The sequence below is a fragment of the Glaciibacter kafniensis genome, assembly GCF_039538945.1.
Taxonomy (GTDB): domain Bacteria; phylum Actinomycetota; class Actinomycetes; order Actinomycetales; family Microbacteriaceae; genus Cryobacterium; species Cryobacterium kafniensis.
This window is the reverse complement of record NZ_BAABCN010000013.1, coordinates 16,577-29,764: the sequence shown is the minus strand read 5'-3', so window position 1 is coordinate 29,764 and position 13,188 is coordinate 16,577. Positions and strand designations below refer to the sequence as shown.

The following is a 13,188-nucleotide window of genomic DNA, read 5'->3' as shown; positions in this document are numbered from 1 at the left end:
GTTGCGTTCACGTGCACCATGACGACGGGGGCGGCGCCGCCCAGGGTGGGGGTGCCGGCGTCGCGGGCGGCGGCGTCGAAGACGCCGCGGAGGATGTCGGCACGTTTCTCCCCGCCGGTGCGGGTGTCGAGGTCGTCGAGCTGGTCGGCGCCGGGGATGACCTCGCCGGCGTCGATGCGGGCCCGCTCCTCGGCGTCGTGGTGGGCTTGTTCCTCCGCGGTCGGGAACCGGCCCGGCTCCGCCGGAACCGGCTGCGCATGAGCGCTCAAATAGGTGTCGAAGATGCCGTTCATGATTCCGCGGAGCTCCGGGGTCACCCCACCGCGCAGCGGGTAGAGCCCGTCGCGGAACTGGCCGAAGCCGAAGCTGCTGCGGGCGGCCAGCACGGTGCCCTCGGTCGGCGCGGTGCCGTCCGGGTCCAGGAGCGCCTTCCACTGTTGCATCTGCCCGCGGATGAGGTCGGCCGAGAACGCGAACCCGGCGTTCGGCAGGCCCTCGTTCTCCGCAGTGATGGCACCGGTCGCGGAAGCGACCAGGCCCCGCTCGGCGGCCTCGACATCCGTGGGGTCGAGGTAGCTGGGCAGGTCGGAAAGCCCGGTGACGATCGCTTCGGCCGCATCCACGCCGAGGGTTCCGGCGGTCAGGGCGGCGGCGACGACCGGGTAGCGCGGTGGCAGCATGCTGCCGCCCATCTGACGGACCCGGGTCTTCTCACCGAGCTTGACCCGACGCTTCACCTCCCGGGCCGAGACGCGGGTGAGCGTCGTGATCAAGTCGGTGCCGGTGACGCTGCCACGCGTGCGCGCCAGGGACACCGCCTGAATGCGCGTGTCCGAGCGCACCTCGACGTCCGCGGCCAGGGCGACCCGGCCCGCATCCGCTAACCGGCCCACCGCTTCCATCGACCCCAGCAGAGCCAGCAGGTCATCGTCGGAACGGAGGTGGGCGTGCAGTCCGCCCATCGCATCGGCCATCACGGTGGCGGCGAGCTCAAGGGAGTCAGCGGTGGAGAACCGGGCCGCCATCATCGTCGTCACCTCGAGCGTTTCAGCGGTCGAAAGCCCGGCCGTCAGAGCCTGCACCTGCAGCATGACCGCGGCCACCGGAGTGTCGGTGGTCGGGGCGATGATGGGGGAAACAGGCTCTGATTCCATGTTTCAATTCTCTCAAAATGGGAACTGGAATGCGAGCATTTCTCAGGATCGGTGGATAACTTTTCGCAGGTATGTCTGTGGAGGAGCACGCCCTGACAGGCGTCGTTGGGCGCGCTCAAAGGTCGGCTCCCGAGGTCGACAAGCTCGATCAACGAGATGGGGAGTCCAGAGGTTGGCTCGCGGGGTCGACAGGCTCGACCAACGAGGCGGGACAGGCGCGATCAACGAGGTGGTGAGTCCCGAGATCGGCCTGCCAATCTGGGCTGGCTCCTGAGGGGCTTCTGCACGCGGCAGCGCCCGCTGTAGCGCGCAGCAACGCCGGCCGGAAACGGGGGACGACAGTCCCCCTTTTGGGCGCCAAAATGCGATTTGAGGGTGAAATGGGGGGTGAATTCAGGCCAAAAATGGGCGTCCTCGTAAAGGGGGACGTACAGACCGCTCTACCGTAGTGATTCACTCTCCGCGTCCGACGCTGTGCCGCAGGAGTGCGCTGATGCGCTCAGTCACGTGAGCGTGGTCATGTCAGACCGCTACTTTTTGAGGACGCCTCGCTATGCCGATTCACACCGCCGTTCCCTCGCGCCGCTCTGCTCGTCACTGGCATGCTCGTCACGCGCTGGCCGGTGGAGGATTCTTCTCGCCGAACCGCCCGCACAACCGGGTGATCGCGAGTGTGGTGGCTGGTGTACTGGTGGCGGCTGGGCTTGTGGTCGGCGCCGTCGTGGCACCGGCCATGGCCGACACGCTCGTGAGCCTCGAGGCAACGGCTGATGTGCAGATCCTCGCCGGAGAGACGGCATCCGTCTCTCTCACCGCGACCGGCTCAGCCGGAAGCGACCTCTACAACGTCGCCTTCCGCTACGAGCTTCCCGCCGGTGTGGCCTACCTGCCCGGCAGCGCACAGGGTGCAGACAAGGTCGGTGTGGCCGAGCCGAAGATCCTTACGATCGTCGACAGCGCCGGCCCGCCGCAGGTGACCCACCAAGTGTTGATCTGGCAGAACCTCACCGACCTGCTGCAGAGCGACTCGTCGACGCTCACCTTCGACGTCACACCCGACCCGGCAATCTACCCGGTCGGCTCCAGCTTCAGCGGCACGGCCGCCGTGTTTGCGCCGAGCAACCCGCGCCAGCTCGTGAAGTTCGATTCTGCCGGAAACGCGGCGGCGAACAGCTACGCCGGGTCGGATGCCGCCTCGCCGTCACCGACGGTGGTGTCGGCGATCGAGGTCACCAAGTCCGAACCCAGCCCCGAGCACGAGCTGATGCGCGGCGTGCATGACCAGACCACGATCTACACGATCGCCACTCGCAACACCGGTGTCGCCCCGACGAACGATGTTGTCGTGGTCGATTATCTTCCGGCCGGACTCGAATTTCTCGGCTGTGGCGAACCCGACAACAGCACGCCAGGGGACTCTGAAGAATACGCCGGTTCCGGTCGTCTCGGTGGGGCTGCAGCCGGCACCAACTGCGAGATTCCGGTGTCGGTCGAGACGGTCGACGACCGCCCCGGTTTCGAGGGAGAGGTCTTCACCAAGGTCATCTGGAAGCGCGTCGCACTGCTCGGGGCCAACGAGACTTGGACCCTGACGTATGCCGCTGGCATTCCACTCTTTGCCAACGCGATGTGGCCGTCTGGTCAGACTCCCGACGCGGTCAGCGGGTCACAGGGATCGAACCTCGACAACAACACCGGCGCATCCACTCGCCAGAAAGACCCGAAGACCGGCCAGGCGCTGACGAACACCGTCGTCGCATCCGGCACCTACACCGGCCCGGTTGCGCCGAGCACCGACACCGCGGTGAGTTCGACCGACGATCAGACAGTGCGGGCGATGGACCTCGCGATCGAGAAGACAGGGTCCTCTGACTTCTCCAGCGGCCAAATTGCGACCTTCACGCTCACCCTGCGCGCGAGCGAGTACGCGAACAGCAGCGACATGGTGATCACCGACACTATCCCGAACGGCTTGTGCCCGCAGGTTCCTGACCCGTCGATCATCGAGAACACGACGGGCAAGCAGCTGAACCCCGAATGCCAGGTGGCCGGAGCCGTCGACGGGGCCACCGTCTCAGCCGTCGTCTTCAACACGGATGGAACATTCACGCTCACTCTCAAGCCAACGGTTCCCCTGACGCCGCCGACCGGTGCGACCCTCGTCAGCAACGGCACACACACCGTCACCTACACCGCGTTCATGGGGACCAGTTACGACGGCGACGGCTCCGGCTCGAACTGGAACGGCCCGACCGTGGCCGGGGACCGGTTCACCAACACCGTCGGAATCGTCGGTGTCACGACGGATATCACTGGCGAGCAAGAAACCGGCCAGATTCCGGTCGCCGATGACTCGAAATCCAGCCTCGGCACCGATGCTCCCGAAATCGACAAGAAGATTCTCAAGCGCCCGGCGCCGGGCGCGACCGCGGTCGACTGCTCCGCAGCGGATTCCGCCGACTTCGTGGACAGTCTGGCTCCCGAAACCGAACGCACCTATCACCGCGGTGACACGATCTGTTTCAAGCTTGAGGTCGCATTCTCCACGTCGACCCAGACCCGCAACGCCGTCGTCACCGATTTCGCGCCGGTGGGCACAACTTTCCTCGACTACGCCGTTGCGCAGTCGAGCGGCGTTGGCGCCGCTCAGGTCACGGCCGTGCCCGGCACTGAAGCCGCCGTGCCGGCCGGCGACCTTCCGGCGTCGTGGTTGATTGGAACCCAGGTCGGGGCGAGCACCTTCGTCGACAAGGGAAAGACGCTCACCCTGTTCGTGCGGGCCGTGGTGACCGACCCCTCGCCGAACGCCGGAAGTGTCGACATCACGGCGAACCTGATGAAGTACCGCCAGGAGTCAACCTCCGGTACGGTGCTCTCCCTGCGCGACAGCGTCGACTTCGCCGTCGGCGCACCCCCGGTTGTCACGCTCACAAAGAGCGTCGGCGCAATTACCGATGCGAACGGAAGCACGACCCCGGCGGCGCCGGCGAACAACGTGCTGGTCAGAGAATTCGACCGGGTCACCTTCGTGCTTGACGTGACCAACGCGGGCAGCGTCGCGACCGGCAACAACGTCGGCGTGCGCAATCTGCGTGTCTGGGACGCTCTGCCGATCGACTACAGCTGCGACTCCTGGTCGATTGACGACATCGAGATCAGCGACGGCGGAAAATGCCTGAATCCAGAGGACACCGGCTATCCGGCGAACTCGGCGACGCCGGCCGACCGCAGTGTGATCGTCTGGACCCTGCCCGGTGTCATCGAACCTGGCACGGCGCATCCGTCGCTCAGCTACACGCTGACCATACCGGCCGACATCTCGGTGTCGAGCGCGTTCACGAACACGGCGTCGGTCGTCGGATTCGATGTGCCGACCACGAGCGGTGACGGTCACGACGCGAAGTACTACCCGAAGGACTCCCTCGACCCGTCGACGACACCGAACGCGGTGCCGGCCAATGACGGCGCGACCCTGCGCCTGGCCGACGCGACAGTTGCCAAGACGGGGGTCTCCTCGCTCGATCTGACGAACAATGGCCCCGGACAGGCTGTCGCCGGCGAGAAGGTCAACTACACCTACTCCGTGACGGTCCCGGCGGGCTCCACCGTGTTCAACGGAGTGCTGAGCGATGCGCTGCCCGCCGGGCTCAGCGTTACGGCCAGCTCGGTCGCAAGCGCCTCGTTCACCGACGGCGCTCAGCCTGCCGCGCCGCTGCCCGTCGGGTTCGCGCTCGACGTGGAGAACTCCGAACCCGAATTCGGCACGCTCACCTTCAGGCCGACCTGGGACAACCAGTCGTCGGCCAACCAGGTCTTCACCGTGACGCTGACGAACGTGCTCGTCGGTGTGGGCCTGACCTCGGGCAAGCTGACGAACACCGCGACATTCGCGAGCACCAGTCTGCTCGCCGACGGCGATCCGATCTCCACTACCGCGACCGCCTCAATCGACGTGGTCGTGCCGGCGCCCACCATCACGAAATCAGTGAACAAGGCGCAAGCCCAGGGCGGTGACGAGGTGATCTTCACTCTGGTCGCCGCAAACACGATAGGGCGTCCGGCCGCCTTCAACTCGGTTGTGACTGACTGCCTTCCCGCCGGACTCGTCTTCACCGCGCCGACCGGTTTTCGCACGGCTCCTGCCGGAACCGTCGTAGCGGCAGCGGCCGGAACCGGCGTCACGCGCATCGAACCCGACGGGCCGCCGGTCAACGGATGCGCCGTGGGCACCACCCTGCTCACCTGGACGCTGCCGGGCGACGGAAGCCTTCTCGCGCCCACGACCGCGACGATCACCTTCGCGGCCACCGTGAGCACGACATCCGCTGGTCTCGTGACCTATTCGAACACCGCGACCGTCACCGGATCGACTCTGTCGGCCAACGGCACGAACGACCCGAACGTCGAGAAGGTCGTCTCCAAGACCAGCACAGCGGCGACTGTCTCGGTCGAAGGCGCGACAACGGTGAAGACAGCCGACCGGCTCACCGCGACCATCGGCGAGAGCATCGGTTACACGATCGCCATCACCATTCCGAAGAACGTCAACTTTTACAACGCGGCGATCATCGACACGCTGCCTGCCGGCATGTCCATGGACGCCGCCACGCGCGCCATCACCTGTGTGACGACCAGCGCCGCCGACTGCATGGCGACGTTGCCGGGTGGCGGGGTTGCGCTGGCGCCGGCCGCCGGCCTGGTCGGCTGGAAGCTCGGCAACCTGACCGCGAATGCCGAAGCGCGCATCGTCACCATCAGGGTGGCTGGCACGGTCACCGATGTCGTCGCGAACGAGGCGGGAGTGAAGCCGTCGAATAGGGCGAATCTGGTCTGGAACGAGACAAGCAAGAGCGACCCGGTGAACGCCAACGATCCGTTCGACAAGACCGGGCCCGCCGACCCGGCGGAGGTCACCATCGTTGAACCCTCCGTGCGAGTGGCGAAGAGTGTCTCGAACACGACGCCGGAGCCAGGTGAAGACTTCAGCTACACGATCACCGTGACGAACGCGAACACGACGAACGCCGCACTGACCAGTGATGCACACACCGTGACCGTCGTCGATACAATCCCGGCCGGAATCGATCTGAGCTCGATCACGGCGATCTCCGATGGTGGCACCCGTGTGGGAAACACCATCACCTGGGTGATTCCGACGCTGGCGAAGAACAGCTCCACAACGCGCAGCTACCACGCGAAACTTGCCGCGTCCGGCACCTTGACCGCCGGTCAGTCGATCGTTAACAGCGTTCTGGTGTCGACCTACACGTCGCTCGACGGCAGCGGCCGCGTCTACGGGCCGACTCTTTCGGCCGAAGCGACGGTCACCCCCGACTTCCCGCACATCACCCTGGCCAAGACCGTTGCAAACGGCACGACGGCGTATGCCGGCACCCCGTTCGGTTGGAGGCTCACGCTGACCAACGACGGTCGCGGCACGGCGAAGTCGGTCACTGCGTCCGACGTGCTCCCCGCCAACTGGGAGTACGTGGCCGGATCCGGCACCGTGTCGATCAACGGTGCGATTGCCGTGCCGCTGGCCGACCCGACGGTGTCGGGTGCGGCAACGGCCCGCACGCTCGTCTGGGCCCCGTTCGCCAACGTCGCGCCGGGAGGCACGATTGCGATCAGCTACACGGCCAGCCCGCAGACGGCGGCGCTCACCACCCCCGGTGTCGGCTCGACGGTCAACCACACGAACACGCTGTCCGGCACGGCGACGGATGCGACGGGTGCGACGGGCAACAAGACCGCCGAGTTCACCGGCCCGAACAAGACGGCGACTGCGCACATCCACTCGGCTGATCTCGCCATCGTGAAGATGGCGGGCGCCGACCTTCTGGCCGGCACCAGCGGCACCGGCTGGACCTTGACGGTGAACAACAACGGCCCCGATGCCGCAGTCGGACCGATCACCGTGGTCGACGTGCCGGCCACGTGGCCGGCCGGCGTCACCGTCACCGGCGTCAGCGGAAGCACCGACTGGACTTGCACCGTGCCGAGCCCCGGTTTCACCTGTGTGAGCACCGCTGCCTCGTTGGCTTCGGGCGCCGCACTCAAGCCGATCGTCGTCACCGTTGCCGTTGGCGCGGCTGTCGCCCCGACATCGCTCGGCAACACGGCGACTGTCGCGGCAGTGACGTTCGATCCGCTTCTGTCAAATAACTCGAGCAGTGCTCCCTTGGCGGTCATCGCGAAAGCAGACCTGACGCTCGTGAAGACCCTCACCACGACTGTCGTCGGCGCGGGGGAGCCAATCACCTGGCACGTCGTGCCGAACAACCTCGGCCCGTCGGTGTCGCGTGCCGACATCACGGTGACGGATGTCGTGCCCGCCGGTGTCAGTGGCGTTCTCGCGACAAGCGCAGATTGGGATTGCGATGCCGATGCTGACACTCCTGCCGACGCTGGGGACACGATCACCTGCACCTACACCGCGAACGACGGCATCATGCCGCTCGGAATCGGTGATGCGGTGGTTCTGACCGGAATGATCGACTCCAGCTACACCGCCGGAGCGATTGAGAACACCGCGGAGATCGCCCCTGGCGCGACGACCGACCCCGATCTGACCAACAACGAGTCGACGACGGCGGACAGCGGCGTGCCACTCAGCAACACCGTCATCGCGGTCGAGAAGACGCTGCTCTCGCCGCTGCCCGTGATCGTGCCCGGAGACAACGCCGTGTACCAGATCACCGTCACCAACCAGGGTCCGGCCGACGCCCGCGTCGTCACGATCTCCGACGTGTTGCCCGCCGGATTGACCTTCCTTTCGGCGAAGAGCACCACCGGAACCTGGACGTGCGACGGAACGACCGATGCTCCGACGGTTGACTGTGCGCTGACCGGAACGCTGAGTGCGGCCGCCGCCAGCAAAACCGCAGTGGTGGAGATCACGGTTGCGACGGACAGCAGCCTGACCGGGCAGATCGTGAACGGGGCGACGGCATCCGCTGAGAACGCTCCAGACGTCTACGACGACACCGCCACCGACCCCCTTGGCAAAGCGGATCTCTCGATTGCGAAGAGCCACCCGGCTGGCGCCGTCGTGGCGGGCACGAGCCTCGACTACACGCTCACCGTCACGAACAACGGCCCGTCTGACACCCCGGAAACAATCGAGGTTGTCGACACCGTGCCGGTCGGTCTCGTGCCGACGAAAGCGAGTGGCACCGACTGGGACTGTGTCATCGACACGGTCGTGCCCGGCGCACCGACGGCGATCACCTGCGAACTCGACGGAGGCATGGCGGCCACGGCCGTCGCCCCGTCCATCATCGTCACCGTCGACATCCCGTCGGATCTGCCGGCGCAAACGCTCGTGAACACGGCCACGGTCACCGGCCCCCTCGGTGACCCGACCCCTGGCAACAACACGGCCACCGACCCGACGGTGATCACGACAGTGGCAGCGGTGAGCATCGCGAAGGATGTCGCCTCAGCGGCCCCGTTCGTCGCCGGCGAAAGCGTCGACTACACAGTCACCGTCACCAACGCCGGCCCCTCGGTGGCGAACAGTGTGCGGGTTGCGGATGTCGTTCCGACCGGGATGACCGTCACCGCGATCTCCGGCACTGACTGGACCTGCGTTGTGGCCTCAGCTGACTGCACCCGTGCAGTGCTGCCGCTCGGCACCTTCACCCTCAGCATCACCGCAACGATCGATCAGGCCGTTGCCGAGGCAACGACTCTGGTGAACCAGGCCAACCTGACCTGGACCGACAGCGATGGCAGCCACACCGACACCGATCCGGCTGATGTGACGGTCTCTGCCGTCGCGGATCTCAGCCTGAACAAGACGGCGGTTGACGCCGAGGGCACGGCTGTCACGACGGTCATCGCCGGAACCGAGGGGCGTTACCTGCTGCAGGGCACAAACCACGGCCCCTCGGCCGCGGTCGCTCCGCTGCAGATTGTCGATCAGCTCCCGGTCGGAATCAGCTACGTCGGAATTGCCGACTCGGGCGACTGGGCGTGTGCTGCTGCAGCAGTCGATGCCGATGGTCAGAGCGTGGAGTGCGCCCTGGAGGGCACCACCGTGCTGGCTGCCGGTGCCGACGCGCCTCCATTGACGCTCGTCGTGAAGTACGACGCGGCCCTGCCGGTGGGCGACCTCACCAACACCGCGGTCGTCAGCTCGCCGACGACCGACCCCGACTCCGACAACAACCCCGCCGAGTCGGTCGTCACCATCCTGCAGTTGACCGATCTGTCGATCACGAAGACCCACACCGGTTCGGTGCGGATCGGCGACACTCTCGCGTTCGACCTCGGCGTGACGAACGCCGGGCCGTCGGCCGCATCCGGTGTCACAGTGACCGACACCCTGCCGGTCGGACTCGACTTTGTCGACGCAGCGGGCAGCGATCCGGCGTGGTCGTGCGTGGCCACCGTGACTGAACCGGCTGCGACTGAACCGGCTGCGACTGATGCGACCGCGGCTGATGCGAACGCGGCAGCGGATGCGGCAACCACGGTGACCTGTGTGCTCACCGGCGATCTCGCACCCGGTGCAACTGCTCCTGCGCTCTCGATCACCGCCCTGGTGAATCCTGGTGCCTACCCGACAGTGGTGAACACGGCATCCGTCGCCTCGACCACGCCAGAGTCTGATCCGACGAACAACACCGCCGACGACACCGTCACGGTGCCCGCACAGGCGACCCTGACGGTGACGAAGACGAGCAACGGAACATTCATGGTGGGCCAGAAGGGCGGCTACACGCTGACCGTCACTAACGCCGGTCCGACCGAGGATCCGGGGCCGATCACACTCACCGACGCGCTACCGGCCGGTCTGACCTTTGACAGTGCGACCGGCACGAACGTGGACTGCGGCGAGAAGCAGCAGGTCGTCACCTGCACGCTTGATGGCGCGCTCGCCGTCGGAGAGACGGCCACCATCGCGCTGACGGTGAATGTGCTGGAGGGTGCCTACCCGAAGGTCGTCAACTCGGTGCAGGTGGAGTCGCCGACCGAGCAGCTGCCAGAAGCGCAGCTGACCGACAGCGACACCACACCGGTCGCCGCGGCGCCATCTATTGCCAGCACCGGATTCAACGGAATCTGGCTGGTGTTGCTCGCGCTGCTCGTGCTGCTGCTGGGCGGCGGGTTGTTGCTGGCGCGGCGCCGGGTGGCGTAGCACGCAACGACCACCCCCAAGCTGGGGGCATCTGGAGCCCGGATTTGTCGGCCGTTGGGGGGACGCCCCGGCTACCCTGAAAATGTGGGGGAAATCTATGGAACGCCGCGTGTTCCGCGCGACTACGTTTCCCGACCGCATCTGACCGCCAAGCTCGACACTGATTCTCCGCTCGTCGTCGTGCGCGGGCCGGCCGGCTCCGGCAAGACGGTGGCCGTTGCCGACTGGGCGACGGCCAGCGGCAGTGCGCATCCGTTCTCTGGCGCCTGGTATCCCGTTGACAGCGCATCGACGACGCGTCTGGCGTTTTGGAACTCGCTGATCCAAACGATGCTCGACGCCCGGCTTTTGCCCGATACCGGGCTGCTCGCGCGCTCGGTGGACTCCCTCGGCAGCGAACCCGACTTGACACGGCTGCTGCGTCGAGGTTTCGCGCAGATCGAGCAGCACACCGCCCTGGTGATCGACGACTTTCACCTCATCACCGACGACGCCGTTCACCGCGACCTCGTCGCGCTCCTTGTCGCGCAGCCGCGCCTGCGCGCGACGGTGGTGACCCGAACCTGGGGGCCGCTGGAATCCGACTCGGTTCGCTTGGCGCTCGCCCCGGTCGTCATCACGCCCAACGAGCTTCCGCTGTCGGTCGAGGAGACGGCCGAGGCACTGGCCAGCGCCGGTATTCACGATGACGACGGAACCATCGCCCGTGCGGTCTGGGAGACCGTCGGCGGAAGCACGGTGCTGACGCGCGGCGTGCTTCTTGCGATGGCGCGGGGTGAGATCGGTTTCAGTATCGCTTCACTGAATGAATCGATCGCGACCGTGAGCGGTCGCATCCTTCGTTCGCAATTGCCGACGAGCGCCAGGGATGTCCGCCAGCTCAATTCCATTCTGCGGTGCTCAATTGCCGAGTTCTTGACCGTCGATCTCGCCGAACGGCTCACTGCACGTGACGATGCAGCTGAGCTGCTCGCGCAGGCAGAGCGCGACGGATTCGGAATGTGGGCCGAGCGCCCGGGCGGGCCGCAATTCACGTTCACTCCTGCCGTGCGAGCGGGTCTTCTCGCTGAGTTGACCCAACGGTTTCCGCGGGACGTCAAACGTCTGAACCAGGTGACCGCCGAGTGGATGCTGGGCAACGGCAGAGAACTCTTGGCGCTGAGGCATGCGATCGCAGCCGACGACATGGAGCTGGCTTCACGCGTCGCGGTCAACGACTGGTTCTCGTTGCTTGAGCTCCACAGGGCTCTTCTGATCGAGATGGTCGGCGCGCTGCCGTTGCGCACGCTGCAGCGAGCGCCCTTACTGACGATGGTGCTGGCTCTGGCCTACAACGCTTCACAGGTGCACCGGGTGAAGGCCCTCGAAATGTTCGGCCTGGCGATCGTGTCGGCCAAACTTCGCGGGCCGAAAGAGCCGCTGGCGAACCGCTTGGTGCTGCTGACGATCGAGAGTGTGGCTTTTCGGGTGATGGGGCAGATCGGCCAGGCGGTGTCTGCGGCCGAGCGGGCACGTGCGCTGCTCGATGAACTCTCGGTCGACGAGCGCGATGAACTTGCCGCGCACATGTCGACTCTGACGTCGATGCTCGGCCTGAGCTTCTTCTACGGAGGCCAACCAGAGCGCGCGCAGAAATTGTTTGAGACTGCGGCTGTGCCACAGGGGCGGACCGGGGGCGCGTGGTATCACGGGCTCGCGCTCCACGCCGGGGGCCTCGCCCTCACCGGCGATATTCCCGAGGCGCAGGCGTTGCTGACTCTCGCCGACGAGGTGGAATGGCCTGAAGGCTGGCGCGACGGCTACATCGGAGCCTGGGGTCACATCGCCGACGGGATGATCGCGCTCGAGTCGTTCGATGCGGTGAAAGCACAACACCATGTGACGGTGATGGAGCCGCACCTGGCAACAATTGAGCATTGGTCGCTGTTCGCGCAGGTGCAGGCGATGGTGTTTCTGATCACCGGCCGGGCTCACGAGGGAATCGCGTACCTGCGCTCGGAAACCAAGCGCCACTCTGCATCGCTGAATCCCCACACGAACATGCGACTCGATCGAAGCAGAGCCCTGCTTTACTTTGCGGCGGGGCGCGAGGGCGAAGCCGAAGCGCTGCTGCGCAAACACCCGAAGTCCGCGCCAGGGGTTGCAGTGAATTGGGCCAGACTCGCGCTCCTGGCCAACCAGCCGGAGCGCGCGATTCGTGCGCTCGACGAGGTCGCTCCGGCGACTCCGATGTCGTCGCGACTTCAGAGCGAGGCGTTGCTGCTCCGCGCCAGCGCAGCATTGCGGTTGGGGCGCGACGAGTTCGCGTTCACCGCCCTCGACGAGGCGGCCGGCCTCATGCTTGACCGTCGCCTGAACTTCGCTCTTCTTCTCCTTCCGCGCAGCGATGTCGAGGCGCTGGCCGCACTTGCGGCGGCCCATGGTCACACGAGCGCCGTCGCTCTGCTCGCCCAGGTCGACGGGCACCCCCCAGTCTTCGGCGAGTTGCGCCCCGCGATTGAACTCACTGAGCGGGAGCGGGTTGTTCTGCAGCAATTGGTCACGACCGGCAACCATGCGGAGATCGCTGCCGCCCTGTTTGTCTCGCCGAACACCGTGAAGTCACAACTGCGCGCCCTGTACCGCAAGCTCGGAGTTACCTCGCGAACCGAGGCGCTTCTCACGGCAAGCGAGCGGCACCTCATTAGTTCGTGAGCCGAGAATGTCGCACATCCTCCTCCGCACCCGCCCATCTCGGTGGTCGAGGAGCGAGCGCCAGCGAGTGTCTCTGAGGCAGATGACCACTTCGTTGATCGAGGAGCAGCCGACGAAGGAGGCCGCGTCTCGAGGTCTCGCGAGCCAATCCTTGAACTCGGGTTGCGTTTGAACATCGGCTCGCGAGATCTCGAG

At 66.1% G+C, this 13,188-nt stretch carries 3 protein-coding genes; 2 read left to right on the top strand and 1 reads right to left on the bottom strand.

Annotated features, from left to right (window positions below):
- Nucleotides 1–1,154: DUF222 domain-containing protein (locus tag ABD791_RS17500; protein ID WP_345069067.1), on the bottom strand; the 1,154-nt coding region annotated here is incomplete at its 3' end.
- Between the two features lie 553 nt (nucleotides 1,155–1,707).
- On the opposite strand from ABD791_RS17500, the gene ABD791_RS17495 reads away from it, so the two are divergent.
- Nucleotides 1,708–10,299, top strand: a complete 8,592-nt coding sequence (locus tag ABD791_RS17495; protein ID WP_345069065.1) for a hypothetical protein — start codon at nucleotides 1,708–1,710, stop codon at nucleotides 10,297–10,299.
- Nucleotides 10,300–10,383: 84 nt separating this feature from the next.
- Entirely contained in the window at nucleotides 10,384–12,993 is a 2,610-nt protein-coding gene (locus tag ABD791_RS17490) for a LuxR C-terminal-related transcriptional regulator (RefSeq protein ID WP_345069063.1), read from the top strand.
- The last annotated feature ends 195 nt before the right edge of the window (nucleotides 12,994–13,188 follow it).

Coding starts and splice junctions, on each gene's coding strand:
- ABD791_RS17495 (WP_345069065.1), top strand. CDS start 1,708: ATGCCGATTCACACCGCCGTTCCCTCGCGCCGCTCTGCTCGTCACTGG.